Annotated in this window: 24 protein-coding genes; 12 read left to right on the forward strand and 12 right to left on the reverse strand. The window is 69.9% G+C overall.

Annotated elements, in window-relative coordinates; all coding sequences use genetic code 11:
• Positions 1-2 precede the first annotated feature (2 nt).
• The 3 genes from QZH52_RS15390 to QZH52_RS15400 are packed head-to-tail and all read right to left on the reverse strand — an operon-like array spanning position 3 to position 4,332.
• On the reverse strand, positions 3-1,073 hold the full coding sequence (locus tag QZH52_RS15390; protein ID WP_301810592.1) for a mechanosensitive ion channel family protein: 1,071 nt from the start codon (positions 1,071-1,073) through the stop codon (positions 3-5).
• A complete protein-coding gene (locus QZH52_RS15395) occupies positions 1,070-3,304 on the reverse strand; it encodes an FUSC family protein (RefSeq protein WP_301810593.1) in 2,235 nt (744 codons plus the stop codon). The genes QZH52_RS15390 and QZH52_RS15395 overlap by 4 nt, the downstream gene beginning before the upstream one ends.
• Positions 3,304-4,332, reverse strand: a complete 1,029-nt coding sequence (locus QZH52_RS15400) for an inositol monophosphatase family protein (RefSeq protein WP_286531387.1) — start codon at positions 4,330-4,332, stop codon at positions 3,304-3,306. Before QZH52_RS15400 ends, QZH52_RS15395 begins: the two co-directional genes overlap by 1 nt.
• A gap of 105 nt (positions 4,333-4,437) precedes the next feature.
• Between QZH52_RS15400 and QZH52_RS15405 the strand changes: the two genes are divergently transcribed.
• The gene (locus QZH52_RS15405) at positions 4,438-5,208 is read left to right on the forward strand and encodes an RNA methyltransferase (RefSeq protein WP_301810596.1); all 771 of its coding nucleotides are present in this window, start codon (positions 4,438-4,440) and stop codon (positions 5,206-5,208) included.
• Positions 5,209-5,240: 32 nt separating this feature from the next.
• Positions 5,241-6,014 carry a serine O-acetyltransferase gene (cysE, locus tag QZH52_RS15410; protein ID WP_301810597.1) on the forward strand — a complete coding sequence of 258 codons (774 nt, stop codon included), beginning with the start codon at positions 5,241-5,243 and terminating at the stop codon, positions 6,012-6,014.
• 107 nt (positions 6,015-6,121) lie between these two features.
• Here cysE and QZH52_RS15415 read toward each other — a convergent pair whose 3' ends face one another.
• A complete protein-coding gene (locus QZH52_RS15415) occupies positions 6,122-7,816 on the reverse strand; it encodes an electron transfer flavoprotein-ubiquinone oxidoreductase (RefSeq protein ID WP_301810598.1) in 1,695 nt (564 codons plus the stop codon).
• Between the two features lie 121 nt (positions 7,817-7,937).
• On the opposite strand from QZH52_RS15415, the gene QZH52_RS15420 reads away from it, so the two are divergent.
• Complete coding sequence (locus QZH52_RS15420; RefSeq protein WP_353506689.1) at positions 7,938-8,720, forward strand: SDR family oxidoreductase; 783 nt, start codon at positions 7,938-7,940, stop codon at positions 8,718-8,720.
• Positions 8,717-9,628, forward strand: a complete 912-nt coding sequence (locus QZH52_RS15425; RefSeq protein WP_301810871.1) for a DMT family transporter — start codon at positions 8,717-8,719, stop codon at positions 9,626-9,628. Before QZH52_RS15420 ends, QZH52_RS15425 begins: the two co-directional genes overlap by 4 nt.
• 10 nt (positions 9,629-9,638) lie before the next feature.
• Here the strand turns inward: QZH52_RS15425 and QZH52_RS15430 are convergent, their stop codons facing one another.
• Positions 9,639-11,009: a sensor histidine kinase gene (locus tag QZH52_RS15430; protein ID WP_301810600.1), complete on the reverse strand. Its 1,371-nt coding sequence runs from the start codon at positions 11,007-11,009 to the stop codon at positions 9,639-9,641.
• Positions 11,006-11,683 carry a response regulator gene (locus QZH52_RS15435; RefSeq protein WP_286531402.1) on the reverse strand — a complete coding sequence of 226 codons (678 nt, stop codon included), beginning with the start codon at positions 11,681-11,683 and terminating at the stop codon, positions 11,006-11,008. Before QZH52_RS15435 ends, QZH52_RS15430 begins: the two co-directional genes overlap by 4 nt.
• An 88-nt stretch (positions 11,684-11,771) precedes the next feature.
• Between QZH52_RS15435 and QZH52_RS15440 the strand changes: the two genes are divergently transcribed.
• Both QZH52_RS15440 and QZH52_RS15445 read left to right on the forward strand, forming a co-directional pair.
• Positions 11,772-12,479 carry a phosphatase PAP2 family protein gene (locus tag QZH52_RS15440; RefSeq protein ID WP_301810603.1) on the forward strand — a complete coding sequence of 236 codons (708 nt, stop codon included), beginning with the start codon at positions 11,772-11,774 and terminating at the stop codon, positions 12,477-12,479.
• A 46-nt stretch (positions 12,480-12,525) separates the two neighbouring features.
• The gene (locus QZH52_RS15445; RefSeq protein WP_301810604.1) at positions 12,526-14,343 is read left to right on the forward strand and encodes a phosphoethanolamine transferase; all 1,818 of its coding nucleotides are present in this window, start codon (positions 12,526-12,528) and stop codon (positions 14,341-14,343) included.
• On the opposite strand, the gene QZH52_RS15450 is transcribed toward QZH52_RS15445, so the two are convergent.
• From QZH52_RS15450 to QZH52_RS15460, 3 genes are read right to left on the reverse strand one after another with little or no spacing between them, the layout of a single operon-like run.
• Entirely contained in the window at positions 14,294-14,872 is a 579-nt protein-coding gene (locus tag QZH52_RS15450) for a peroxidase-related enzyme (RefSeq protein WP_301810606.1), read from the reverse strand. The genes QZH52_RS15445 and QZH52_RS15450 overlap by 50 nt on opposite strands.
• Before the next feature lie 31 nt (positions 14,873-14,903).
• Complete coding sequence (gene eutC / locus QZH52_RS15455) at positions 14,904-15,662, reverse strand: ethanolamine ammonia-lyase subunit EutC (RefSeq protein WP_301810609.1); 759 nt, start codon at positions 15,660-15,662, stop codon at positions 14,904-14,906.
• Positions 15,659-17,053 carry an ethanolamine ammonia-lyase subunit EutB gene (locus QZH52_RS15460; RefSeq protein ID WP_301810873.1) on the reverse strand — a complete coding sequence of 465 codons (1,395 nt, stop codon included), beginning with the start codon at positions 17,051-17,053 and terminating at the stop codon, positions 15,659-15,661. The genes eutC and QZH52_RS15460 overlap by 4 nt, the downstream gene beginning before the upstream one ends.
• A gap of 109 nt (positions 17,054-17,162) precedes the next feature.
• On the opposite strand from QZH52_RS15460, the gene QZH52_RS15465 reads away from it, so the two are divergent.
• Positions 17,163-17,570: an FKBP-type peptidyl-prolyl cis-trans isomerase gene (locus tag QZH52_RS15465; RefSeq protein WP_286522726.1), complete on the forward strand. Its 408-nt coding sequence runs from the start codon at positions 17,163-17,165 to the stop codon at positions 17,568-17,570.
• 306 nt (positions 17,571-17,876) lie between these two features.
• Here QZH52_RS15465 and QZH52_RS15470 read toward each other — a convergent pair whose 3' ends face one another.
• Entirely contained in the window at positions 17,877-19,472 is a 1,596-nt protein-coding gene (locus QZH52_RS15470; protein WP_301810874.1) for an OpgD/OpgG family glucan biosynthesis protein, read from the reverse strand.
• Positions 19,473-19,641: 169 nt separating this feature from the next.
• Between QZH52_RS15470 and ada the strand changes: the two genes are divergently transcribed.
• The 3 genes from ada (at position 19,642) to alkB (ending at position 22,135) form a co-directional block, all read left to right on the forward strand.
• A complete protein-coding gene (gene ada / locus QZH52_RS15475; protein WP_301810612.1) occupies positions 19,642-20,724 on the forward strand; it encodes a bifunctional DNA-binding transcriptional regulator/O6-methylguanine-DNA methyltransferase Ada in 1,083 nt (360 codons plus the stop codon).
• Between the two features lie 61 nt (positions 20,725-20,785).
• Positions 20,786-21,490 (forward strand): 2OG-Fe(II) oxygenase, encoded by a 705-nt coding sequence (locus QZH52_RS15480; RefSeq protein WP_301810614.1) that lies wholly within the window; start codon positions 20,786-20,788, stop codon positions 21,488-21,490.
• Complete coding sequence (gene alkB, locus QZH52_RS15485) at positions 21,491-22,135, forward strand: DNA oxidative demethylase AlkB (RefSeq protein ID WP_301810616.1); 645 nt, start codon at positions 21,491-21,493, stop codon at positions 22,133-22,135.
• Here alkB and QZH52_RS15490 read toward each other — a convergent pair.
• Positions 22,113-23,186 (reverse strand): MBL fold metallo-hydrolase, encoded by a 1,074-nt coding sequence (locus tag QZH52_RS15490; protein WP_301810619.1) that lies wholly within the window; start codon positions 23,184-23,186, stop codon positions 22,113-22,115. The genes alkB and QZH52_RS15490 overlap by 23 nt on opposite strands.
• A gap of 15 nt (positions 23,187-23,201) precedes the next feature.
• Positions 23,202-23,789 (reverse strand): PAS and helix-turn-helix domain-containing protein, encoded by a 588-nt coding sequence (locus QZH52_RS15495; RefSeq protein ID WP_301810620.1) that lies wholly within the window; start codon positions 23,787-23,789, stop codon positions 23,202-23,204.
• 90 nt (positions 23,790-23,879) lie between these two features.
• Here QZH52_RS15495 and QZH52_RS15500 point away from each other — a divergent pair, with 90 nt between their 5' ends.
• Both QZH52_RS15500 and QZH52_RS15505 read left to right on the forward strand, forming a co-directional pair.
• Complete coding sequence (locus tag QZH52_RS15500; RefSeq protein ID WP_301810621.1) at positions 23,880-24,680, forward strand: CoA transferase subunit A; 801 nt, start codon at positions 23,880-23,882, stop codon at positions 24,678-24,680.
• Between the two features lies 1 nt (position 24,681).
• Positions 24,682-25,320, forward strand: coding sequence for a 3-oxoacid CoA-transferase subunit B (locus QZH52_RS15505; protein WP_286522712.1), 639 nt, complete (start codon positions 24,682-24,684; stop codon positions 25,318-25,320).
• Positions 25,321-25,325 lie beyond the last annotated feature (5 nt).

Below are 25,325 nucleotides of genomic sequence, written 5' to 3' on the forward strand. Positions count from 1 at the left end.
CCTCAGGGCTGCGCCGCCGGCACCGCCGGGCGGGCGTCGTCGCCCTCGATCCGCATCCGCGGCAGGAACTGCGGGTACTCGCGCTGCATGAAGGCGATCAGTCCCTCGCGCACCGTGCAGCGCAGGTCGAAGGCCAGCGCCGACGAGGCCGCGGTGCACAGCACGCGGATCTGCATCGTGCGTTCGGTGGCGTCGGTCACGCGCAGGTTGAAGAAGCGGCCGTCCCATTCGGGCGCCGCCTTGACGATGCGCTCGACCTCGGCGCGCAGCGGCGCCAGCGGCATGCCGTAGTCGGCGTAGACGAAGACCGAGCCGAGCAGCTGAGAGTCGTGCCGGGTCCAGTTCTGGAACGGCTTCTCGATGAAGTAGGTGAGCGGCAGGATCAGCCGGCGGTCGTCCCAGATGCGCAGCACGACGAAGGTCCCGGTGATCTCCTCGACCCGCCCCCATTCGCCCTCGACCACCAGCACGTCGTCGATGCGGATCGGCTGCGCCAGCGCGATCTGCAGGCCGGCGATGAGGTTGCTGAACACCGGCTTGGCGGCCAGGCCGGCCACGATGCCGATCACGCCGGCCGAGGCCAGCAGGCTGGCGCCGACCTGGCGCGCGCCCGGGAAGGTCATCATCATCAACGCCGCCCCGGCCACCACCAGCACCGTGTTGGCGGTGCGCGCCAGCACCCGCGCCTGGGTCAGGATGCGGCGTGCCTGCAGGTTGTCGCGCACGTCCGACGGATGCTGCCTGACCATGCCCTCGGCGAAGCCGCTGACCGCCCGCACGGCGAGCCAGGTCGCCGCCCCGATCAGCGCCAGGCCGTTGAGGTGGCGCACGTTGCCGACGAAGCGCAGGTCGTCGGGCGCGGCCTGCCAGACCAGCTGCAGCGCCACCAGCGGGAGCACGAAGAGCGCCGGCCGCTTGATCGCCAGCAGGGTCGCGTGAAGCGTCGGCACCGAGCGGGTGAGGCGTTCGAGCACCAGGCCGGCGAGGCGGTGGCCCAGCAGCGCCAGCGGCACCGCCAGCAAGGCCGCGAGCAGCGGTGCGGACCACGGATAGGCGAGCAAGGTCGTCATCATGAGGCGGTGTGGGGGCTGTCCTCGGCGGCGGGTTGCAGGATGCGCGCCGCGTCGTCGCGCAGCTGGGCGGCGATGCCGGTTGCCAGATCGAGCCGGCGCAGCAGCCATGGCGTGACGTCGTTGTCGAAGGGGTCGGGCAGGGGGATCGGGCCGGCCAGCGTGGTGGCGGGCGCGCCCTCGGGCATCACCGAGCCGCTGGTGGGTGCGGCGCCGATGCTGGCCTCGATGCGCTGGGCCGTGCGGGCCAGCGGGCCTTCGATCTCGGCCGGCGTCAGCCGGTCGCGCCGCAGCACCAGCATCGACTTGACCGCGCTCAGCTGGGCCAGCAGCTGGTAGCTGTGGGCCTGCAGGTGCTCGAGCGGCTCCAGCGGGGGCCGCACCGCGCGCGGCTCCGAGAGCGAGCGCTGCGTGGCCTGCACCAGGGCCGACAGGCTGTCGTAGGCCTCGCGCCGGGCCAGCCGCCATTCGAGCTCGGGGCTGACGCCGACCGAGCGCAGCTGGCCCAGCCCCAGCGCCAGCCGCGCGTGCCGCGCCTGGGCGCCGAGCACCCGCGCCACCAGGGCCGGGATCTGCCCGCGCTCCCAGGACGGCAGCACGTAGCAGAAGGCCCAGGCCAGCGCAGCGCCGATCAGGGTGTCGGCGACGCGCTCGAACAGCGCGAAGGTGGTGCTCATGCCGGTGTTCAGCATGTGGGCCTGGACCAGGCCCAGCACGGTGGCCGCCACCGCGGTGATCAGGTAGCGCCGCACCGCGAAGCCGTGGGCGATCGCCTGCGCCAGCGTCATGGCGGCCAGCAGCGTCAGCGGCGACGGATGGGCCGACAGCAGCGCCACCGCGAAGACGCAGCCCAGCAGCGTGCCGGCCACGCGGCTGTTGCGCCGCTCCAGGGTCTGCGAGAGGCTGCCGCGCAGCACCACCACGATGGTCAGCAGGATCCAGTAGTCGTGCGAGCCCCAGGGCAGGGCCAGCGCGATGCCGTAGCCGGCCGCGATCGCCAATGCGGCGCGAATTGCATGGCGCAGCGGCGGCGCGTCCCAGCGCCAGAGCGCGAGAAAGGGCCGCAGCGACCATTCGGTCGGGCTCACGAACATCTGCCAGCTGGCCCGCACCACCGCCAGGTCGGGCTCGCGCTCGCCGCGCGCCAGCGCCGACAGGCGCAGCACCTCGTCGTTGATGTGGCCGATGCGGCTGGCCAGCCCGCGCGCCAGCATCGCCGGCGTCGGGCCGGTGTAGCTGCGCGGGCGCGCCGGGTCCTCGTCGAGGTGGATCGCCGTCAGCTCGCGCCGGCGGTCGGGCACCGTGGCCGGCGGGCGCCCGAGCAGCAGGGCGTCGGCCAGCGCCGCGGTGTCGGCGGCCAGGGCCTCCAGGATGCGGCGCATCTCGACCAGCGCCGCCGCATGGCCGGGATGGGTCTTGAGGGCGTCGAGGTCGAGCTCGCTGGCCAGCAGCAGGTCGCGCAGTTCGAGCACCGTCATCAGCATGCCGGCGAGGCGCTGCCGGTAGGGCGTGCGCGGCGATTCGAGAACGATGTCGCGCGCCGCCTGCAGCAGGTCGGCCAGCGCGGCCTGTTCGCGCAGCAGCTGGCCGAGCAGCGAGGCCGGCACCTCGCGGATGTCGCCGGAGTCGTCGCGGGGCGTGAACTGGCGCGCCTCGGTCCGCATCAGGGCGGCCAGCGAGAGCAGCAGGTCGGCCATCACCTGCACCCGGTAGCGGGCGTTGAGCGCCAGGTTGGCGAGCACCGCGTAGATCACGTAGAGCCCGGCGCCGAGGCCGAAATACAGCGTGCGCTGCACCGCCTCGGCCATGTCGTCGGGCTTCGGCGTCGCCATCGAGAAGATCATCGAGAACATCACGGCGATCGCGATCGGGATGCCCCGCTTGCCCCAGGCCATCGCCACGAAGGCCAGGAAGGTGGCCGGAACCAGCAGCAGGCCGAGTTCGAGCGGCTTGGCGTGCAGCAGCTGCACCAGGAAGAGCAGCGGCAGCCCGATCAGCGGCGCCGGCAGCATCTGCAGCAGCTTGCCGCGGCGGGGGGCGGGCAGGTCGGGCGGTGCGGTCACGATGACCCCGACCGAGGCGGCCGACGCCGCGAGGGTTCCGAGCACCAGGTGGACGCCGCCGGAGATCAGCAGCAGCCCGAAGGCCACCGAGATGCCGTTGGCGATGTAGTGGCCCAGCGCCACGCGCAGGGCGGCACGGCTGCGGACGGCGGCCGCGCGGGGCGCCTCCATCACTTCGCGGCGGCGTCGCCCTCGGCGGGCGCCACGGGGACTTCGCGGCGGATGCGCGTGAGCTTGCGCGGTGCCGGCGCCGCGTCCGCGGCCGGCTCGGTCTCGGGCGCCGCGGCCGGCGTGGCGTCGATGGTGCTGCGGGCGTAGGTGTCGCCGCCCTGGGCCGAGGGGTCGACCGCGCGCATCCGGTCGCTGGCGCGCAGCTTGTCGTCGAGGCCCGCGAACTTGGAGTACTTGGCCAGCAGCGGCACCAGCTGGCCATAGATGCGCGGGGCGCCGGCCAGGCATTCGCGCTGGTCGAGGAACTCGGGCTCGCCGGTGAAGTTGCCGATCAGGCCGCCGGCCTCGGTGACCAGCAGCGAGCCGGCCGCCACGTCCCAGATGTTGAGGCCGGTCTCGAAGAAGCCGTCGGTGAAGCCGGCCGCGACATAGGCCAGGTCGAGCGCCGCGGCGCCTGGGCGGCGCAGGCCGGCCATGCGCGGCATCAGGTCGGCCATGATGGCCAGGTACTGCTTGAAGTTGTCGCCGGTGCGGAACGGGAAGCCGGTCGAGACCAGGCATTCGTTGAGGCGGGTGCGCTTGCTGACGCGGATCCGGCGCTCGTTCATGAAGGCGCCGCGGCCCTTGGTGGCGGTGAACAGGTCGTTGCGGCTCGGGTCGTAGATGACCGCCTGCTCGATCTTGCCGCGCACCGCGAGCGCGATCGACACGCAATAGACCGGGAAGCCGTGGATGAAGTTGGTGGTGCCGTCGAGCGGATCGATGATCCAGACGTAGTCGGAATCCTTGGCGCCGTGTTCGGTGCCAGATTCCTCGGCCAGGATGCCGTGCCCCGGATAGGCGGTGAGCAGCGTCTCGATGATCGCTCGCTCGCTCGCATGATCGACTTCGGTGACGAAGTCGTTCACCTGCTTCTGCGAAATGCGCACCGCTTCGACGTCGAGCGCGGCGCGATTGATGATGGCGCCGGCGGCGCGGGCGGCCTTGACGGCCACGTTGAGCATGGGGTGCAGGTTGGGGGACGACATGAATTGTGTGAAGAACGGAAAAGGGGCGATCGGTTGATGCGGTGGCCCCCTGAAAAGCGGCCCGGCGATGCGGGCGGCGAGAATCATGGGATTTTACCCGCAGCCATGCGCACCCGCTTCATCCTGATCCAGACCAGCCATGCCGGCAATGTCGGCGCCGCCGCCCGCGCCATGAAGACCATGGGCTTCGACGACCTGGTGCTGGTGGCGCCGCGCTGGGCCAACGTGCTGCGGCGCGAGGAGACCATCCAGCGCGCCAGCGGGGCGCTCGACGTGCTCGACAACGCCCGCATCGTCGAGACGCTGGACGAGGCGCTCGACGGCGTCACCCACCTGTGCGCCACCGCGATGATCCCGCGCGACTTCGGCCCGCCCACCCGGACGCCGCGCGAGCACCTGGAGCCGCTGGCCGGCGGCGAGGCGCAGCACGTGGCCTTCCTGTTCGGCTCCGAGCGCTTCGGCATGCGCAACGAGGACGTCTACCGCTGCAACGTCGCGCTCAGCATTCCCACCGACCCGAAGTTCGGCTCGCTGAACCTGGGCGCCGCGATCCAGGTGATCGCCTACGAATGGCGGCTGGCGCTGGGCGGCTACGGGGTGCGCGACGCCGCCCCCGCGCCGGCCGCGGCCGACGCCCGGGCCGTGGCCGGCATGCTCGACCACTGGGAGCGTTCGCTGGTCGACATCGGCTTTCTCGACCCCGAGGCGCCCAAGAAGCTGATGCCGCGGCTGCAGCAGCTCTTCAACCGGGCCCGGCCGACGCCGGAGGAAATCCACATCCTGCGCGGCATCGCCAAGGCCATGACCGAAGCGGCCCAGGGCCGCCCGGGCGCCCCGAAAACCCCATCCGCGGTGCGCGAAGACCCGGCGGCTTAGACTTTCAGCCCCTATCGATATAACGACAAAGCATGTTTTCGCGCCTGCGCTCCGACATCCAGTGCATCCTCGACCGCGACCCGGCGGCCCGCACGCGCTGGGAGGTGCTGACCCTCTACCCGGGCCTGCATGCCGTGGTGCTGCATCGGCTGGCGCACTGGTGCTGGGGCCATGGGCTCAAGTGGATCGGCCGCTTCGTCTCGCAGGTGTCGCGGTGGCTGACCGGGATCGAGATCCATCCCGGCGCGGTCGTCGGCGATCGCGTGTTCTTCGATCATGCGATGGGCGTGGTGGTCGGCGAGACCGCCGAGATCGGCGACGGCTGCACCATCTACCAGGGCGTGACCCTGGGCGGCACCTCGCTCTACAAGGGCACCAAGCGGCATCCGACCTTGGGCAAGAACGTCGTGGTCAGCGCCGGCGCCAAGGTGCTCGGCGGCTTCGTGGTGGGCGACGGCGCCAAGATCGGCAGCAACGCGGTGGTCATCAAGCCGGTGCCCGCGGGCGCCACGGCGGTGGGCATCCCGGCGCGCATCATCCCGTCGAAGTCGGACACCAGCGCCGATGTCACGGGCACCGAGGGCAAGTTCTCGGCCTACGGCATCACGCTGGAGGACGACCCGCTGTCGCTCGCGATGCGCGGCCTGATCGACAACGCCGCCGGCCAGGAGCACCAGATCGCGCTGCTCTGGCAGGCCATCGAGGCGCTGTCGAAGCAGCCCGGCAAGAAGGACTGTGTGCCGGGCGATGCGGCCCGGGACGAGTGCTTCGAGGCCGAGCGGCTGACGCAGCTGGTCGGCAAGTAGTCCAGACGCGGCCCGCGTGGGACCAGGCCGGCACCGGGCCGCCCCAAGGCGGCCTGCGGCCCCCTCGGGGGGCAGCGAACCACACGCAGTGGGGAGCGTGGGGGCCCTTACATCCCGACGTAGTTCGGGCCGCCGCCGCCCTCTGGCGTGACCCAGACGATGTTCTGCGTCGGGTCCTTGATGTCGCAGGTCTTGCAGTGGACGCAGTTCTGGGCGTTGATCTGCAGCTTTTCCTTGCCCTCGGCGTCCGGCACGAACTCGTATACGCCGGCCGGGCAGTAGCGACTTTCGGGGCCGGCGTACTCGGGCAGGTTGATGGTGGTCGGCACCGCGGCGTTCTTCAGCGTCAGGTGCGCGGGCTGGTTCTCTTCATGGTTGGTGTTGCTGATGAACACCGAAGAGAGCCGGTCGAAGGTGAGCTTGCCGTCGGGCTTCGGGTAGGCGATCTTCCTGGACTGGGCGGCCGGCTTGAGGCGCTCGTTGTCGGGCTGGTGGCGGTGGATGGTCCACGGGATGTGGCCGCGCAGCACCAGTTGCTCGATGCCGGTCATCACCGTGCCGACCGCCAGGCCCTTCTTGAACCACTGCTTGAAGTTGCGCGCCTTGTTGAGCTCGGTGTGCAGCCAGCTCTTCTCGAAGGCGGCCGGGTAGGCCGAGAGCTCGTCGTGCTGGCGGCCGGCCATCACGGCCTCGTAGGCGGCCTCGGCGGCCAGCATGCCGGTCTTGATCGCGGCGTGGCTGCCCTTGATGCGGCTGGCGTTGAGGTAGCCGGCCTCGCAGCCGACCAGCGCGCCGCCCGGGAACACGGTCTTGGGCAGCGACAACAGGCCGCCCGCGGTGATCGCCCGGGCGCCATAGCTCAGCCGCTTGGGCGCCTTCAGGCCCTTGTCCTGGCCCTCGAAGTACCAGCGGATGTTGGGATGGGTCTTGAAGCGCTGGAACTCCTCGAACGGACTCATGTACGGGTTCTGGTAGTCGAGCCCGACCACGTAGCCGATGATCAGCTGGTTGTTCTCGGCGTGGTACAGGAAGGAACCGCCATAGGTGTCCGAGGGCAGCGGCCAGCCGGCCGTGTGGACCGCCAGGCCGGGCTCGTGGCGCGCCGGGTCGATCTCCCACAGCTCCTTGATGCCGATGCCGTAGCTCTGCGGGTCCTTGCCGTCGTCGAGCTTGTACCTGGCGATCAGCTGGCGGCCCAGGTGGCCGCGCGCGCCCTCGGCGAAGATGGTGTATTTGGCGTGCAGCTCCATGCCGAGCTGGAAGTTCTCGGTCGGCTCGCCGTCCTTGCCGATGCCGAGGTTGCCGGTGGCGACGCCGCGGACCTTGCCGTCGTCGGTGTAGAGCACCTCGGCCGCCGGGAAACCGGCGAAGATCTCGACACCAGCCGCCTCGGCCTGCTGCGCCAGCCAGCGCACCACGTTGCCCAGGCTCACGATGTAGTTGCCTTCGTTGTGGAAGTTCTTCGGCAGCATGAAGTTGGGCGTCCGGGTGGCACCGGTCTCGGTCATCATGAGGAAGGTGTCGCGCGTGACCGGCTGGTTCAGGGGCGCGCCGAGCTCTTCCCAGTCGGGCAGCAGCTCGTAGAGCGCGCGCGGATCCATGATCGCGCCCGAAAGGATGTGCGCGCCGGGCTCGGAGCCCTTCTCGAGCACCACCACGGAGATGTCCTTGCCGTGCGAGGCGGCCAGCTGCTTCAGGCGGATCGCTGTGGCCAGGCCGCCGGGGCCGGCGCCGACCACGACCACGTCGTATTCCATGGATTCGCGGGGTCCGAACTGGGCGAGGATTTCGTCATTCGTCATGTGGGGGTCTCGTCGATAATGGTTTGAGGGTGCGAGGCACCGCGGCGGGCCGGGCCATTTTATGCGTCACCCGCCCGCGCTCCGGGGCGTCGCCTCGGCGACTCCCACAGGAGCTTTTCCCATGGCTTACAGCATCGATCTTTCCGGCCGCGTCGCCTTCGTCACGGGCGCGTCAACCGGTCTCGGCGCCCAGTTCGCGAAGACGCTGGCGCGCGCCGGCGCCGCCGTGGTGCTGGCCAGCCGCAACACCGACCGCTTGAAGGAACTGCGCGCCCGCATCGAAGGCGAGGGCGGCGACGCCCACGTGGTCGAACTCGACGTCACCGACCTCGGCAGCATCAAGGCGGCGGTGGCGCGGGCCGAGACCGAGGTCGGGCCGATCGACGTGCTGGTCAACAACTCCGGCGTCAGCCACACCCGGCGATTGCAGGACGTGTCGGTCGATGACTATGACTTCATCTTCGACACCAACGTCAAGGGTTCCTTCTTCGTTGCCCAGGAGATCGGCAAGCGCATGCTGGCCCGTGCCCAGGGGGCGGCGCCGGGCACCTACGTCGGCGGGCGCATCATCAACATCGCCTCGGTGGCGGCGCTCAAGGTGCTGCCCCAGATCGGCGTCTACTGCATGAGCAAGGCGGCGCTGGTGCAGATGACCAAGGCCATGGCGCTCGAGTGGGGCCGCTTCGGCATCAACGTCAATGCGCTGTGTCCGGGCTATATCGCCACCGAGCTCAACGAGGAGCACTGGGTCACGGACGGTGGCCAGAAGCTGGTCGGCATGCTGCCGCGCAAGCGGGTCGGCAAGCCGGAGGACCTCGACGGGCTGATCGTGCTGCTGGCCAGTAGCCAGAGCCATTTCGTCAATGGCGCCGTGATCGCGGCCGACGACGGGTTCGCGCTCTGACGCGGCGCTCGCTCGCCGGCGTCGCCGCCGGGCTGGCCGCAGGGGCGCTCTGGGGCCTGGTGTTCGTGGCGCCGCGCATGGTGGGCAATTTCGGCATGGTCGACATCGCGGCCGCGCGCTTCCTGGTCTTCGGGGCGGTCGCCGGGTTGGCCGTCGCCACCCGGCCGGCGACGCGGCGCTGGCCCAGCGGGCGGCAGGCGGCCGCGGCGCTCGCGCTCAGCGTGCTCGGCTTCACCGGCTACTACGTGCTGCTCGCCTTTGCGATCGAAGGCGCGGGCACCGCGGTGCCGAGCCTGATCATCGGCACCATCCCGGTCTGGATGATGCTGCTGGGCCGGCCTGCGGACCTGGCGCTGCGGGCCCTTGTGCCGGGCCTGGCGCTGACCGCCGCCGGCATCGGGCTGATGGTCGCGGCGGCATGGCCGCAGAGCGGCGTCGAGGCCGCGGGCGGCGCCGGCTTCGGCTGGGGCCTGTTGCTGGCCTTGCTGGCGATGGCGAGCTGGACCGCCTTCGGTCTGCTCAATGCCGCATGGCTGCGGCGGCACCCCGAGGTCCACGCCGCCGACTGGGCGAACTGGCTCGGCATCGCGACCGGACTGGGCGCCGCCGTGCTGTGGCTGCTGGCGGGTTCCAGCCACCAGGCGATGCGGGCGCAGCCCAACGGCGGCTTGTTCGTGCTGCTGGCGCTGGCCGGGGGCATCGGCTCGTCATGGCTGGCGACGGTGCTGTGGAACGTCGCCAGCCAACGGCTGTCCGCCAGCCTCTGCGGCCAGCTGATCGTGAGCGAGACCCTGTTCGCGCTGCTCTATGCGTTCATGTGGGACGGACGCTGGCCGCTGGCGACCGAATGGGTGGCGGCGCTGCTGTTCGTGCTGGGCATCGTGGCGTCCATCAAGGCCCACCGATGACCGGAAAGCCTCAAGCCGGGCGCAGGACGATCCGCGCCTCGAAACCCGAGGGCGCGCCCGACGGCGGCGAGCTCAGCTCGAGCCGTGCGCCCAGCTTGTCGACGATGGTGCCGACGATCGACAGCCCGAGCCCATAGCCGGCGCGGTCGGAACCGTGGCGCACATGGCGATGCTGCAGGGTGCGCAGCTGCTCTGCGCTGACGCCGGGTCCGAAGTCGCGGACCGCCAGCGTGCAGGGCTCCAGCACTTCGACCACGACGCGGCCGCGTCCGTAGCGCAAGGCGTTCTCGACCAGGTTGCGCAGCGCGATCGCGAGCGCGTCGACGTCGCCGAGCGTCACGGGCGCCTTGCTGTCCGGGACCCTGAGCGACAGGCGCTCGTTGACGCGCGGATCCTGCCAGAACTCCTGGGCCACCGTGCCGGCGAGCTGGACCAGGTCGATCGGCGCCCGGGTCAGCGAGGCCCCGGACTCGGCCCGCGACAACTGCAGCAGCTTCTCGGTGCGGTGGCCGAGCATCTGCAGCGCATCGAGCGCGGCCCGCACGTCGTCGTGTTTGAGGTCGTGGTCGAGCGCGGTCTGCAACCTGAGGCGGGCGGCGGCCAGCGGCGTGCGCAGCTCGTGCGCGGCATTGGCGGCCAGCGCCCGCTCGACGTCCAGGGCCTGCGACAGGCGTTCCAGCAGCTGGCTGACGTGGTCGGCCACCGAGCGCAGTTCCTTCGGCAGTCCCGGTATCTGGATCGGGCGCAGGTCGGCGCCGCTGCGCTGCTCGATCTCGCCGGCCAACTGCTGCAGCACGCGCAGTTCGTTGCGCGCCACGTTGCGCAGCACCAGGGCCAGCAGCGGCAGCACGGCGCCGAGCGGGATGATGAGGCCGAAAAGGGTACGGTTGAGCGCAGTGCGACGCTCGTCCAGCGGATCGGCGACCTGGAAGAACAGCTCGCGCGTGGGATGCCGGACGGTGTAGATGCGCCAGGGTTCGGCGTTGGCGAAGCCGGCCGCCAGCGGGACGTCGAAGGCGCTGATCGGCGCCTCGGCCGAACGCAGCATCACCTGTTCATGCAGGCTGACCACCTGGTAGATCACCGCATCGGTCGGGTACAGCTGCCGCGGTGCGATCAGGGGCGGCCGCGCATCCGGGTTCTCGCTCTGCAGCTTGTCGAGCTCGTGCACCGCCATGTCGAACATCCGGTGCGAGACCTCGATCAGCTCGCTGTCGAAGTTGTGGTTGATCTCGCGGTCCACATACCAGACCACCCCGAGCACGCACAGCAGCCAGACCCCGCCGACCCAGACGATCAGCGTGCGCGTCAGCCGGCCGGCGAGCGAATCGCGGCGGCCCAGCGGCTCGAAGCCGACCTGCTGCATCAGCCCGAGCTTCATTCCTGCTCTTCTTCCGGTGCGAACGAGAGCCGGTAGCCCAGGCCGCGCAGGGTCTGGATGTGGTTTCGCCCGAGCTTTCGGCGCAGCCGGCTGATGAAGACCTCGAGCGTGTTGCTGTCGGCCTCGTCGCCGAAGCCGTACAGCGCATCGGCCAGGTTCTCGCGCGTGTGGATGCGGTCGGGACGGGTCGCCATGACGCGCAGCAGGGCCCATTCCTTCTGGGTCAGCGTGACCGGAAAGCCGTCCTTGCGCACCAGGTCGCGCGCCAGGTCGATCTCGAGCGTCCCGAGCCGCAGCACGGGGGCGCTGCTGGTGCTGCGGCGGCGCTCGACCGCCCGCAGCCGGGCCAGCAGTTCGGCCGGGTCGTAGGGCTTGATGAGGTAGTCGTCGGCGCCGGCATCGAGGCCGCGAATGCGGTCGGTCACCTGGTCGCGGGCGGTCAGCACGATCACGATCGGCCGCTCTCGCAGGGCGCGGATGGTCGGCAGCAGCGACAGGCCGTCGCCGTCGCCCAGGTGCAGGTCGAGCAGCACGGCCGCGTACTGCACCGCGGTCAGGGCGGCGCGTGCTTCCGCCAAGCCAGGTGCCACGTCGACCACGAAGGCCTTTGCCTGAAGATAACTGCAGACAGCGTCGGCCAGTCCGGTGTCGTCTTCGACCAGCAATATGCGCACGGCTGCGTCCTTTCAAAAAGGAGGAGTCTAGAGCCTGCCGGTCCGGCCTTCAGCCTGGGTTCATGCCCGTGGGCTAGCCTTGCGCCGCATGATTCGCTCTGCCTACGCTCGCTTGCTCGTCCTCACGCTGGTCGCCCTCGGCTTGCTGCTTCTGTGGGATGCGAGCGGGCTGGACCTCGTGCTGGCCCGGATGGCAGGCACGCCGACGGGTTTTCCGTGGCGCGACGACTGGTTCCTGAACAAGGTGATGCACGAGGGCGCCAAGACGCTCAGCTGGGTGCTGGTGATCGGGCTTTTTGCCGCCATCCGGTGGCCGGTCGGCCTGCTTCGACGCCTGCGCCAGGGCGAGCGGGTGCAACTGGCCGCGACCGCGCTGGCCAGCGTCATCCTCATCTCGCTGCTCAAGTTCACCAGCAAGACCAGCTGCCCCTGGGATCTCCAGGCCTTCGGCGGCGTGGCGCAATACGTGTCGCACTGGGCCTGGGGCGTGCGCGACGGGGGCTCGGGCAACTGCTTTCCAGCCGGCCATGCCTCGGCGGCCTTCGCCTACCTGGGCGGCTACTTCGTCTTTCGCCGCGCCTCACCCGGTGTCGCGCGGGCCTGGTTCGCCTGCACGCTGGTCGCGGGGCTGGCCCTGGGCCTGTCCCAGCAGATGCGGGGCGCCCACTTCATGAGCCACACCTTGTGGACCGCATGGTTCTGCTGGGTGGCGGCCTTCGCGATCGATGCGCTCGTTCGGGTGCTGTCCGACCGGCGCACGCGGCCGAATGTGTCGCCGAAGCTGAATGAAGCCTGACCGCTCGATTCAGGGACGTTTCAGTCCGGGTCCGTAGTCTCCGCCGATGCTTGGTTCCAATTCGTCTTCCGTTGCGCGGCCACAGGGCGAGCCTGCGGTCGACGACCCGCTCGTTCCCGCGCCCGTGGGCGCGCTACGTTCGCACTGGCGGGCCGTCGACGCCTGGCTGGCACGTCCCCGCACTGCTCGGCGCGTCGTCGTCTGGCTGAGCCTCTATCTCGCCTTGGTGGCCAACTGGCCGCTGTGGATCGAGCTCGCGCGCATCGGCGGCGCACCCAGCGTGTACCTGCCCTCGATCGCATCGATGCTGCTGCTCACGGTGTGCGGCACCGTGGCGCTGCTGTCGTTCACCGCCTGGTCGCGCTGGATGAAGCCGGTCTGGTTCGGCGTCGTCGTGCTGGCGGCGGTGGTCCAGCACTACATGCTGAGCTACCGCGTCGTGATGGACCCGAGCATGCTGGCCAACGCCATGCAGACCGATGCCAACGAGGTGCGCGACCTGATGAGCTGGCGCCTGCTGCTCAATGTGATCCTGGTCGCTGCGCTGCCGGGCTGGGCGCTCTGGTGCCTCCGGCTGGCACCGCAGCGGCTGGTCTCGCAGGCCTGGCGCAATGGCGTGCTGCTGCTGGCCGTGGCGCTGCTGGCCGCGGGCGGTGCGATGGCCATGAACCGGCAACTGGCGCCGCTGATGCGCAACAACGCGAACCTGCGCTACATGATGAATCCGCTGGCGAGCCTGTATTCCGCGGGGTCGGTGACTTTCGGACCGGTCTTCAAGCACAACCGCCGCCTGATTCCGATGAGCGGCGGTGCGGCCTTGGGCGCCAGCTATGCCGGACAGGCCAAGCCGCCGCTGTTCGTGCTGGTGGTGGGCGAGACCGCGCGCTCCGACCACTTCGGCCTCAACGGCTATGCGCGCGACACCACGCCGCAGCTCGCGGCGCGCAAGGTGCTGAGCTGGCGCGACGTTCATTCCTGCGGCACCAACACCCTGGCCTCCGTGCCGTGCATGTTTTCGCCGCTGGGCAAGCAGGCCTTCGAGGGGCGCAAGGACGACTACGAGAACCTGATGGACGTGCTGCAGGCCTCGGGCCTGGCGGTGTTCTGGCTCGACAACCAGGCCGGCGGCTGCAAGGGCGTGTGCGATCGCATTCCCCATGCGTCGGCCTTCGACCCGCTCGACGTCGGCGTCAAGAGCGCGTTGTGCGACGGCGACGAGTGCCTGGACGACGTCATGCTCAAGGGCCTGGACCAGCGCCTGGCCGCACTGCCCGCCGAGCGCCGCGCCAAGGGCGTGGTGCTGGTGATGCACCAGATGGGCAGCCATGGCCCCTCGTACTTCAAGCGCTCGTCGCCGGACTCCAAGCGCTTCCTGCCCGAATGCCGGAGCAATGCGCTGGCCGAGTGCAGTCACTCCGAGCTGCTGAACGGCTACGACAACTCCATCGCCTACACCGACCGCTTCCTGGGCAAGACCATCGACTGGCTCCAGGGCCAGTCGGCGGCGTTCGATCCGGCGCTGCTCTACCTCAGCGACCACGGCGAATCGCTCGGCGAGTACGGCCTGTTCCTGCACGGCGTGCCCTACAGCTTCGCGCCGGAGGTGCAGAAGCACGTGCCGATGGTGGCCTGGTTCGGCGAAGGAATGACGGCCCGCCGGCAACTGTCCGCCAGCTGCATGTCGGCGGGGCTCGACACGCCGCTCACGCACGACAACCTCTATCACACGGTGCTCGGCCTGATGGACGTCAAGACGCCCACCTACCTACCCGCGCTCGATGCGCTGGCGTCGTGCCGCGGGCGAGATGCGATGGCTACTTCTTCTCGCGCGGCAGTCGGCCCATCAGGAAGAACTCCGGGTTAGGCTGCATCCCGCTGAAGCTCGCCATTCGGTTCGACAGGCCGAAGAAGGCGGTGATGGCGGCGATGTCCCAGATGTCCTCGTCGTCGAAGCCGTGGGAGTGCAGTGGCGCGAAATCGCTGTCGTCGATCTCGTGCGATCGCTCGCAGACCTTCATCGCGAATTCGAGCATCGCGCGCTGGCGCGGCGTGATGTCGGCCTTGCGCCAGTTGACGGCCACCTGGTCGGCCACCAGCGGCTTCTTCTCGTAGACGCGCAGCAGCGCACCGTGGGCCACCACGCAATAGAGGCACTTGTTGACCGCACTCGTGGCGGTGACGATCATCTCGCGATCGCCCTTGGTGAGCGAGCCTTCCTCCTTCAGCATGAGGGCGTCGTGGTAGGCGAAGAAGGCCCGCCACTCGGCCGGGCGGCGCGCCAGTCCGAGGAAAACGTTGGGCACGAAGCCGGCCTTCTCCTGGACTGCGAGCACCGCGGCGCGGATGTCGTCGGGCAGGTCCTTGAGCTCGGCGAGGGGATAGCGGTCGGTCATGAGCGTCTCCTTGGTTCCTTGTTCCCGATCATCATAGGGAGGAGGGAAGATGGAGCTCGCTGTCGTCCTTCAGTGCGACGCCGGTCAGTCCCCGGCGCAGGGCTTCGCGCAGCAGCCAGCCGAGCTTGAAGGCCGCCGTCGCGTAGGCCAGCCCCTCGGGCCGCACGTTCGAGATGCAATTGCGTTCGGCGTCGTGGCGGCCACGGCGCGGCGCGTGCGTGATGTAGATCCCGAGGCTGTCGGGCGAACTCAGCCCCGGGCGTTCGCCGATCAGCATGACCGACAGCCGCGCGCCCAAGGCCTCGCCGATCTCGTCCGCCAGGGCGACCCGGGCCTGGGTCGCGACCACCACCGGCGTCAGCGTCATTCCGGCCGGCAGATGGGCGCGCAGCGCGGCCAGCAGCGGGACGGCATGGCGCGCCACCGCCAGCGAGGACAGGCCGTCGCCCACCACGATGCAGAGGTCGGCCGGCGGTCCGGCGGCGGCGTGCAGCCGCTCGGCGTCGCTGGCATCGAGCTGGCGGCCGAGGTCGGGGCGGCGCAGGTAGGCGGTGCGGTCGGGCGCGCGGCTGCGGGCCTGTGCCACGGCCCAGCCGCCGTCGCGCAGGGCGGACTCGAGCGCCGGCACGTCGAGCGCGGCGTGGATCGCGTCGCGCGCCATCGCATGCGCCCAGCCGAAGCGCAGCACCTCGTCGGTCGGCATGCCAGCGCCGGCGCGGCCGAGCGCGAGCCGCGCCGGGGTGGCGCTGCGCCAGGCGCCCCAGGGGCTGGCGGTGACGATGTCGTTCATCGGGCGAGTGCCGCGAGGGCGCCCATGTCGGCGAGCAGGCGATTGGACGAAGGCGGATGGAGCCGGCCCGCGGCGTCGCTGATCTGCATGCGCTGCAGCCAGGCCTCGAACTCGGGCGCCCGCTTGAGGCCCAGGGTCTGGCGCAGGAACAGCGCGTCGTGGAAGGAAGTGCTTTGATAGTTGAGCATGACGTCGTCGGCGCCCGGCACGCCCATGATGAAGTTGATGCCTGCCGTGCCGAGCAGCACCAGCAGCGTGTCCATGTCGTCCTGATCGGCCTCGGCGTGGTTGGTGTAGCAGATGTCGCAGCCGATCGGCAGGCCGAGGAGCTTGCCGCAGAAATGGTCCTCGAGGCCGGCGCGGATGATCTGCTTGCCGTCGTACAGGTACTCGGGCCCGATGAAGCCGACAACGGTGTTGATCAGCAGGGGCTGGTAGCGGCGGGCCAGCGCGTAGGCGCGTGCCTCGCAAGTCTGCTGGTCGACGCCGAAGCTGGCGTTGGCCGACAGCGCGCTGCCCTGGCCGGTCTCGAAGTACATGCAGTTGCGCCCGACGGTGCCGCGCCGCAGCGACTGCGCCGCGGCATGGGCCTCGTCGAGCAGCTCGGGCGTGACGCCGAAGGACAGGTTGGTCTGCTCGGTGCCGCCGATCGACTGGAACACCAGGTCGATCGGCGCCCCGGATTCGGCCAGCTTCAGCGTGTTGGTGACATGGGTCAGCACGCAGCTCTGGGTCGGGATCTCGAAGCGCTGGATGACTTCGTCGAGCAGCCGCAGCAGCTCGCCGAGGACCGGCATGCTGTCGGACGCCGGGTTGAGCCCGATCACGGCATCGCCGGCGCCCATCAGCAGGCCGTCGAGCGTGGAGGCGGCGACGCCGCGCAGGTCGTCGGTCGGGTGGTTGGGCTGCAGCCGCACCGAGAGGTGGCCGGGCAGGCCGATGGTGTCCCTGAAGCGCGTGACCACGCTGCATTTGCGGGCCACTGCGACCAGGTCCTGGTTGCGCATGAGCTTGGAGGCCGCGGCCACCATCTCTGGCGTCAGGCCGGGCGCCAGCGCACTCAATGCCGCGGTGTCGGCGCGGTCGGACAGCAGCCAGTTGCGGAAGTCGCCGACCGTCAGGTGCGCCACGGGCGCGAAGGCCGCGGCGTCGTGGCCGTCGATGATCAGGCGCGTGATGTTGTCGGTTTCATAGGGGATCAGCGCTTCGGTCAGAAATTGCTTCAGCGGCGTCTCGGCCAGCACGTGGCGCGCGGCCATGCGTTGCTGCGCGGTGGCGGCGCCGATGCCCGCCAGGTAGTCGCCCGAACGTGCGGGGCTGGCAAAGGCCATGACCTGCCTCAGGTCGTCAAAGTCGAAGACCTGGGAGTCGATCGTGGTGCGGTAGCGCATGGTGCGAGCAGAGAGTCGATGGGTGGCGGCGACGATGTGCAAGAGCGGTGCCAGGCAGGCGCCACCCGGCAATAATGACGCTCTTCGTCCAATCAACCAAGGGTTTGCCGTGCGATCAGTTCTTTGTGCCGCCGTCGTTTCGTTGTTCGTCTTGCCGAGCGCCTTTGCGCAGTCGGCGCCGGTCACCAAGCCCAGCGGGCTGGTGTTCCAGTCGCTGGTCGACGGCAAGGGCGCCTCGCCGGCCGCGACCGACGTGGTCAAGGTGCACTACCGAGGCACCTTCCCCGACGGCAAGGAGTTCGACAGCTCCTACAAGCGCGGCGAGCCGACCGAGTTCCCGCTCAACGGCGTGATCCCGTGCTGGACCGAGGGCGTGCAGCTGATGAAGGTCGGCGGCAAGGCCAAGCTGACCTGCCCGCCGGGCATCGCCTACGGCACGCGCGGGGCGGGCGGGGTGATTCCGCCGAACGCGACCTTGAACTTCGAGATCGAGTTGATTGCTGTGAAGGGGAAGTAGGGAATCGGGGACGTTTGACGGCGGTGGGCGGCGGCGGCGGGCGGTATGCCCTGGGCCGGCCGACGTCACCGGCCCTTCGGGCTTCCCTGCGCTGCTCGCGGCAGGCGGGGTCCGCGCAAACTCGCTCCGCTGCGCTCCACTCAAACACGCGCGGCCCTGATCCGCCTGCCGCTCCGCTGCTCGGCGGTGCCTCAACGGCCAGCCCAGGGCATACCGCCCACCACCGCTGATACGTTGGGGTGGCATCGGCGTTGGAGACGTCGGGATGGCCCGCACCGCTTGCCGGGCCCCCACCAACGAACGATCTCAACCCGGCTGAAACTGATACAGCCAGGTCTCCGACAACGTCTGTTCCCCATTCTTCAGGAACAGCCGCATGTCGACCGCCTCATTGCCCTCCGGCGTGAAGTCGAACTGCGCCCGCCAATGTCCGGCCACGCCGTTCGGAACCGCTTCCGCAAAGACGTACGAGAACTTGCCGCGCGCCGCGGTCAGCACCAGTTCGGGCTTGACCCCGGAGGCGAGCGATTCCAGCGGCTTGCCGATGAACTCCACCATGAACTTGCGCACCCCCGCCGGCCGAGGTTTGCCCGGCTCGCCGCCGCGGCCCATGCGGGTGGCGATGCAGCGTGCCAAGGGCGAGGGGAAGGGCTCCTCGGCGCTCCAGTGGAGGCGGTACTTGAGCGTCACGCTCGAGCCCGCGCTGGCGGGCGCCTTGGGCACCCAGCAGGCCAGCACGTTGTCGTGGATCTCGTCGTCGGTCGCGATCTCGATCAGCTGCACCTCGCCTTCGCCCCAGGCACCGAGCGGCTCGACCCACAGGTTCGGCCGCTTCTCGTAGTGGACGCCGTCCTGGTAGTGATCGAAGCTGCGGTCGCGCTGCAGCAGGCCGAAGCCCTTGGGGTTGTTGTCGGTGAAGGTCGAGGCACGGGTCTGGGTCGGGTTGTTGAGCGGCCGCCAGATGCGCTCGCCAGCGCCGTTCCACATCGCAAGGCCGTCGGAGTCGTGCACCTCGGGCCGCCAGTCGATGCCGGCCGGCTTCACGGTCTCGGAGTACCAGTACATCGAGGTCAACGGCGCCAGGCCGAAGCGCTCGACATCGCGGCGCAGGAACAGCCGGCACTCGATGTTCATCAGTACGCCCTTGCCGCGCCGCAGCAGGAACTTGTAGGCGCCGGTGACGCTGGGCCCTTCGAGCAGCGCGTAGACCGTCATGGCGTCCGAGCCCGCGGTGGGCGGCTCGAAGTAGAAGCGCGTGAAGTCGGGGAACTCCTCCGGCCGGTCGGGCACCGCCGCATCGAGTGCGATGCCGCGCGCCGACAGCCCGTACTGGTAGAGCTCGCCGATGGCGCGGAAGTAGGAGGCGCCCTGGAAAGCCACCCAGTCGTTGTCCTGCCAGGGCCGCCCGGCCTGTTCGCCGAGCCGGCTTTCCTGCAGGCGGAAGCCCGCGAAGCCGGCGCCGGCGGGCAACTGCCTGGCCGGACTGTCGGCGGGCATCGTGAACAGCGCCGCGTCGTAGAGGATCTCGCGCGCGAAGCTGTCGCCGCGTGCTTCTTCGAGCAGGTACATGTGGACCGGTACCGGGGCCAGGCGTCCCAGGTGGAAGAAGGTCACGGGGAACGCGCCGGGACCGTCCCGGAACAACGCGTTGCGGGTGTCGAAACGGATCTTTCCCTGGGCGTCGTAGTCGATGCGCTGCAGTACGTCGGCTGGCAGCGAGGCATCGGCCACCCGGGGCTTGGCGGCCAGGGACTTCGACAATGCAACCAGGCGTTCGAAAGAGAAGGGCGAGGGTTGACTGAAACGAAGGCCGGCGGCTGCCCGCGCGCCCGCGGGCAGTCCGAGGGAAGCCAGCGCCAGGGAGGCCCCACCGGCGACCAGAAGTGAGCGACGATCCATCATGGAGGCCCAATCTAGCGGCGGCATAGGCGGCACTCCGTAGGCCGAAGGCTGATGACGCCGCAGGGGCGCCCTGGTCCTACAGTCGAATTCGAAAGCAAGACACGGAGTGCGCGGCGCGGCGGCCTTTCCTACAGTGGAGGCACCGATCCACAACATGCCGAGGACAGAGATGAACATGAGCAACAGCAACGAGATGCGGGCCCTCGCGACGGTGAGCGATCCGCGCTGGGCGGCGGTGGCCGCGCGCGACCCGGCCGCCGATGGCCGCTTCGTCTATTCGGTGCGGACCACCGGCGTCTACTGCCGGCCCTCGTGCGGCGCCCGACCCGCGCGGCCCGAGAACGTCGACTTCCACGCCAGCCCGGCCGAGGCCGAGCGCGCAGGCTTCCGGCCCTGCATGCGGTGCAAGCCCGGCCAGCCGGCGCGCGCCGAGCGGCAGGCGGTCCAAGTCGCCGACCTGTGTCGCTTCATCGAATGCGCCGAGCAGGCCCCCACACTCGACGAACTGGCCGAGCGTGCCGGCCTGAGCGCATCGCACGTCCAGCGGCTTTTCAAGGCGGTGACCGGGCTGACGCCGAAGGCCTACGCGGCCGCGCACCGCGCCCACCGCGTGCGCGAGTCGCTGGGCCGCAGCGAATCGGTCACCAGCGCCATCTACGACGCCGGCTACAACTCCAACGGCCGCTTCTACGAGGATGCCGACCGGACGCTCGGCATGACGCCCACGGCCTGGCGTGCCGGCGGTGCCGACACAGAGATCCGCTTTGCCATCGGCGCCTGCGCGCTCGGCGCCATCCTGGTGGCGCAGAGCGCGCGCGGCGTCTGCGCGATCGCGCTCGGGGACGATCCCGATGCGCTGGCGCGCGATCTGCAGGACCGCTTCCCGAAGGCCCTGCTGATCGGCGCCGACCCGGCCTTCGAGGCGCTGGTGGCCCGGGTGGTCGGCTTTGTCGAGGCGCCGGCGCTCGGGCTCGACCTGCCATTGGACCTGCGCGGCTCGGCCTTCCAGCTGCGCGTGTGGCGGGCGCTGCGCGAGATCCCGGCCGGCGCGACCGCGAGCTACAGCCAGATCGCCGAGCGCATCGGCGCGCCGAAGTCGGTGCGCGCCGTGGCCCAGGCCTGCGGCGCCAACGCGCTGGCGGTGGCGATCCCGTGTCACCGCGTGGTGCGCAGCGACGGCAGCCTCTCGGGCTATCGCTGGGGCGTGGAGCGCAAGAGCGCGCTGCTGCAACGAGAGGCGGAACACTCGTGAGCCCCCGCCCGGCCGTTCCGAAGGGGGCTCGCACCGCAGTGCGAAGCACGGAGGTTTCCCAGTGAGCGCACGCGACATCGACACGGTCGACTGGGCGCAGGTCGCAAGCGACCTGGACGAACAGGGCCATGCCGTCATCAAGGCACTGCTGACGCCCGAACAGTGCCGATCGACGGCCGCGCTCTACGCCGGGGCGGGCCCGTTTCGCAGCCGGGTCGTGATGGAGCGCCACGGCTTCGGACGCGGTGAGTACAAGTACTTCGACCATCCGTTGCCGGGCCTGGTCGCGGGACTGCGCGAATCGGTCTACCCGCGGCTCGCGCCGATCGCCAACCGCTGGAACGAGGCCATGGGCGTCGATGTGCGCTATCCCCCGCAGCATGCCGAGTTCATCGCCCGCTGCCATGCGGCGGGGCAATGCAAGCCCACGCCTCTGCTCCTGCAATACGGCCCCGGCGACTACAACTGCCTGCACCAGGATCTCTACGGCGAGCAGGTCTTTCCGTTGCAGATGGTGGTGTTGCTGTCCGAGCCGGAGCGCGATTTCTCCGGTGGAGAATTCGTCATGACCGAGCAGCGCCCGCGCATGCAGTCGCGGCCGATGGTGCTGCCGCTGCGGCAGGGCGACGCCGCGGTGATCGCGGTGCATCACCGCCCGGTGCAGGGCACGCGCGGCGCCTACCGTGTCAACCTGCGCCACGGCGTGAGCCTCGTGAGGTCAGGCCGCCGGCACACGCTGGGCATCATCTTTCACGACGCCACCTGAATGACCCTGGACCTGTTCGAACCCGATGCGCCGTCGATGGAGCCGCTGGCGCCCGGCGCGGTCGTGCTGCGGCGCTTCGCGTGCCGGCACGATGCGGCCCTGCTCGCGGCCGTGCAGGCCGTGACCGCGCGGGCGCCGTTTCGCCATCTCGTGACCCCGGGCGGCTTCACGATGTCGGTCGCGATGAGCAACTGCGGTGCGCTGGGCTGGGTCAGCGATCGCACCGGCTACCGCTATGACCCGATCGATCCCGACAGCGGGCGGGCCTGGCCTTCGATGCCGGCCGCCTTTGCCGCGCTGGCGGCGCAGGCGGCCGCGGAGGCCGGCTTCGACGGCTTCGTGCCCGATGCCTGCCTCGTCAATCGCTACCTGCCCGGCACCCGCCTGTCGCTGCACCAGGACCGCGACGAGCGCGATCTGGGCCAGCCGATCGTCTCGGTGTCGCTCGGCCTGCCTGCGGTGTTCCAGTTCGGCAGCCCGACGCGCAGCGACAGGCCGCGGCGCGTGCCGCTCGCCCACGGCGACGTCGTGGTGTGGGGCGGGCCGGCCCGACTCAATTTCCACGGCGTGCTGCCGCTGAAGGAGGGCGAGCACCCGATGCTCGGCGCCTCGCGCATCAACCTCACGTTTCGGAAAGCGGGTTGAACGCGCGGCGCGGCGGCAGCCGGCGCGTCTCGCCGATCGCGGTGACGAAGAATTCCTCTTCCGCCAGCCCTCTGAGCTCGCGCAGTTCCGCCAGCTTGCGCGGCGGTTCGTCCAGCGCCTCGTCGGTCAGCTGGAACACGCCCCAGTGGATGCCGAGCGAGCGCTTGGCGCCGAGGTCGGCGTGGATCCGCAAGGCTTCTCCCACATCCACGTGCTGATCGCGCATGAACCACCGCGGCGCATAGGCGCCGATCGGGATCAGCGCCAGATCGAAGCCGCCGCCCTGGGTCACGGTCTGCCGGTCGCTGAAGTGCTGGCGGATGTCGCCGAAGTCGCGCGAGTAGCCGGTGTCGCCCGTGAACAGCAGGTGGCAGTCGGGCGCCAGCACGGCGAAGCCGCCCCACAGCGTGGCCATGGCGTCGCGCGGGCTGCGCGAGGACCAGTGCTGGGCCGGCACCAGGGCCACTTCGACCGGGCCCCGCGGGCCTTCGAGGCGCTGGCGGTCCCACCAGTCGAGTTCGATCGAGCGCGTGATGCCGCGCGCCGCCAGCCAATCCTTGAGGCCCAGCGGTACGACAAACAACGGCGGGCCGCCCGGCTGCCGGTTCAGCGCCGCCACGGAGGCCGCGTCGAGGTGGTCGTAGTGGTTGTGCGAGACCAGGACCAGGTCGACGTGCGGCAGTTCGGCCAGCGCGAGCCCCGGGGCCGCATGGCGGCGCGGGCCGAGCAGCGGCAGCGGGGAGGCGCGCTGTGAAAACATCGGATCGGTCAGCAGGGTCAGTCCGCCCATCTGGACCATCGCCGTCGCGTGGCCGATCCAGGTGACGGCCGGCTGCATCGCGGCACCCGCGAGTGCGTTGGCACGCAGCCAGTCCAGTTCGGGCGCGACGCGCGGCGTCGCTGCCTGCGGCGGCGGCGGCAGGCGCAGTCGCGCCGCCTCGCGGCGCCAGCGCAACAGCTCCGACAGGCTCTTGGGCTCGAACTCGAGGTAGTTGTTCTGGAAGCCGTTCGGGCGGTGGTGCGACTTGCCGGGGTCGTGGTACGGATTCATCGTGTGGCGCCGACGCTAGCCAGCAATCAATTTCTGCACCAGTTCGGCCGTGGTCGCCGCGGTGTACTTGCGCATCAGCCGGGCGCGGTGGATCTCGACCGTACGGTGGCTGATCGCCAGCACCCGGCCGATCTCCTTCGAGGTCAGCCCCTTCATCAGCTGCGCCGCGACCTCGCGCTCGCGCGGCGTCAGGTCGGCCTTTGCGGCCCGCCGCGAGCCCAGGTCCTCGAAGGTCCAGATGCCGGCCTCGTGCGGCACCTCGCGGTTCAGCGCCTGGCCGCTGACGTGGCACCAGAAGGTTTCGCCCGCAAAGGCACCGTGCAGGCCGCCCAGGCGCTTCATCATGCGGTTGTCGGCATAGCGGCCGCTGGCGTTCAGAATCGGCTCCATGCGCTTGCCGATGCGCTCGAATTCGACGACGCTCGGGTACAGGACGCGAAACGACTGTCCGACCAGCGCATCGCGCGTGGCACCGAACATCTCGCACAGGCGCAGGTTGCAGTCGACGATGATCCGATGGCGCGACAGCACCATGCCGACCGGCGCCTGCTCGAAGGCGAGCCGGTAGTCGATGGCGGCGAGCGCGGTGTCGGGTGTGTCCATTACGAAATACTACGTATGCCAGTACGTAGTATCGTCCGGGTTCGGATTTCGACCCGATTCAACCCCCATCCCATCACCCAGCGAGGAACCATGGCGAACAAGATCTATCCCTCCGCCGACGCGGCGCTCAAGGGCGTCGTGGCCGACGGCCAGACCCTTGCCGTCGGCGGCTTCGGCCTGTGCGGCATCCCCGAGGCGCTGATCGACGCGCTGCACGACTCGGGCGTCAAGAACCTGACCTGCATCTCGAACAACGCCGGCGTCGACGGCTTCGGCCTCGGCAGGCTGCTCGAGACCCGGCAGATCAAGAAAATGGTCGCCAGCTATGTCGGCGAGAACAAGGAGTTCGAGCGCCAGTACCTGGCCGGTGAACTCGAGCTCGAATTCACGCCGCAGGGCACGCTGGCCGAGAAGCTGCGCGCCGGCGGCGCCGGCATCCCGGCCTTCTTCACCAAGACCGGCGTCGGCACGCAAGTCGCCGAGGGCAAGGAACTGCGCGAGTTCGATGGCGAGACCTACGTCATGGAACGCTCGCTGGTGCCCGACGTGGCGCTGGTCAAGGCCCACGTGGCCGACAAGTCGGGCAACCTGCGCTTCCGCCTGACGGCGCGCAACTTCAACCCGGCCGCCGCGATGGCCGGCAAGATCTGCATCGTCGAGGTCGAGAAGATCGTCGAGGTCGGCGAGCTGGCGCCCGACGACATCCACCTGCCGGGCATCTACGTGCACCGCATCGTGCTCAACGCCACGCCCGAGAAGCGCATCGAGAAGCGCACCGTGAGCGCCTCGGTCGATGCCGCCGCCGCCAAGGTCGAGGCCCAGGCCGCGATCGCGCAAGCCGCCGCCGGCAGCGAAGTCCCCGCGCCCATCAAGAACACCAAAGGAGCCTGACATGCCCTGGACCCAGGACCAGATGGCCGCACGCGCGGCAGAAGAACTCGAAGACGGCTTCTACGTCAACCTCGGCATCGGCATCCCGACCCTGGTCGCGAACTTCGTCGGCGACAAGGAAGTCTGGCTGCAGAGCGAGAACGGCATGCTCGGCATCGGCCCCTTTCCGACCGAGGACCAGGTCGACGCCGACTTGATCAACGCCGGCAAGCAGACCGTGACGACCTTACCGGGCTCGGCCATCTTCGGCAGCCACGACAGCTTCGCGATGATCCGCGGCGGCAAGATCAACCTGTCGATCCTCGGCGCCATGCAGGTCAGCGAGAAGGGCGACCTCGCCAACTGGATGATTCCCGGCAAGATGGTCAAGGGCATGGGCGGCGCCATGGACCTCGTGGCCGGCGTCAAGCGCGTGATCATCCTGATGGAACACGTCGCTCGCAAGAAGGACGGCACCGAGGACCTCAAGATCCTCGAGAAGTGCAGCCTGCCGCTGACCGGTGTCGGCGTGGTCGATCGCATCATCACCGACCTGGCCGTGATGGACGTCACGCCCGAGGGCCTGAAGGTGGTCGAGCTCGCGCCCGGCGTGAGCTTCGACGCCCTCCAGGCCAAGACCGGCGCCAAGCTGCTGGCCTGAGGCCG

Origin of the sequence: Variovorax ginsengisoli (assembly GCF_030486595.1) — a bacterium.
GTDB lineage: Bacteria > Pseudomonadota > Gammaproteobacteria > Burkholderiales > Burkholderiaceae_C > Variovorax > Variovorax ginsengisoli_B.

Excerpts from the sequence above, each read along its gene's own strand:
- QZH52_RS15390 (WP_301810592.1), bottom strand. The coding sequence starts at position 1,073 with ATGATGACGACCTTGCTCGCCTATCCGTGGTCCGCACCGCTGCTCGCG.
- QZH52_RS15395 (WP_301810593.1), bottom strand. The coding sequence starts at position 3,304 with ATGGAGGCGCCCCGCGCGGCCGCCGTCCGCAGCCGTGCCGCCCTGCGC.
- QZH52_RS15400 (WP_286531387.1), bottom strand. The coding sequence starts at position 4,332 with ATGTCGTCCCCCAACCTGCACCCCATGCTCAACGTGGCCGTCAAGGCC.
- QZH52_RS15405 (WP_301810596.1), top strand. The coding sequence starts at position 4,438 with ATGCGCACCCGCTTCATCCTGATCCAGACCAGCCATGCCGGCAATGTC.
- cysE (WP_301810597.1), top strand. The coding sequence starts at position 5,241 with ATGTTTTCGCGCCTGCGCTCCGACATCCAGTGCATCCTCGACCGCGAC.
- QZH52_RS15415 (WP_301810598.1), bottom strand. The coding sequence starts at position 7,816 with ATGACGAATGACGAAATCCTCGCCCAGTTCGGACCCCGCGAATCCATG.
- QZH52_RS15420 (WP_353506689.1), top strand. The coding sequence starts at position 7,938 with ATGGCTTACAGCATCGATCTTTCCGGCCGCGTCGCCTTCGTCACGGGC.
- QZH52_RS15430 (WP_301810600.1), bottom strand. The coding sequence starts at position 11,009 with ATGAAGCTCGGGCTGATGCAGCAGGTCGGCTTCGAGCCGCTGGGCCGC.
- QZH52_RS15440 (WP_301810603.1), top strand. The coding sequence starts at position 11,772 with ATGATTCGCTCTGCCTACGCTCGCTTGCTCGTCCTCACGCTGGTCGCC.
- QZH52_RS15445 (WP_301810604.1), top strand. The coding sequence starts at position 12,526 with ATGCTTGGTTCCAATTCGTCTTCCGTTGCGCGGCCACAGGGCGAGCCT.
- QZH52_RS15450 (WP_301810606.1), bottom strand. The coding sequence starts at position 14,872 with ATGACCGACCGCTATCCCCTCGCCGAGCTCAAGGACCTGCCCGACGAC.
- eutC (WP_301810609.1), bottom strand. The coding sequence starts at position 15,662 with ATGAACGACATCGTCACCGCCAGCCCCTGGGGCGCCTGGCGCAGCGCC.
- QZH52_RS15460 (WP_301810873.1), bottom strand. The coding sequence starts at position 17,053 with ATGCGCTACCGCACCACGATCGACTCCCAGGTCTTCGACTTTGACGAC.
- QZH52_RS15470 (WP_301810874.1), bottom strand. The coding sequence starts at position 19,472 with ATGATGGATCGTCGCTCACTTCTGGTCGCCGGTGGGGCCTCCCTGGCG.
- ada (WP_301810612.1), top strand. The coding sequence starts at position 19,642 with ATGAACATGAGCAACAGCAACGAGATGCGGGCCCTCGCGACGGTGAGC.
- alkB (WP_301810616.1), top strand. The coding sequence starts at position 21,491 with ATGACCCTGGACCTGTTCGAACCCGATGCGCCGTCGATGGAGCCGCTG.
- QZH52_RS15490 (WP_301810619.1), bottom strand. The coding sequence starts at position 23,186 with ATGAATCCGTACCACGACCCCGGCAAGTCGCACCACCGCCCGAACGGC.
- QZH52_RS15495 (WP_301810620.1), bottom strand. The coding sequence starts at position 23,789 with ATGGACACACCCGACACCGCGCTCGCCGCCATCGACTACCGGCTCGCC.
- QZH52_RS15500 (WP_301810621.1), top strand. The coding sequence starts at position 23,880 with ATGGCGAACAAGATCTATCCCTCCGCCGACGCGGCGCTCAAGGGCGTC.
- QZH52_RS15505 (WP_286522712.1), top strand. The coding sequence starts at position 24,682 with ATGCCCTGGACCCAGGACCAGATGGCCGCACGCGCGGCAGAAGAACTC.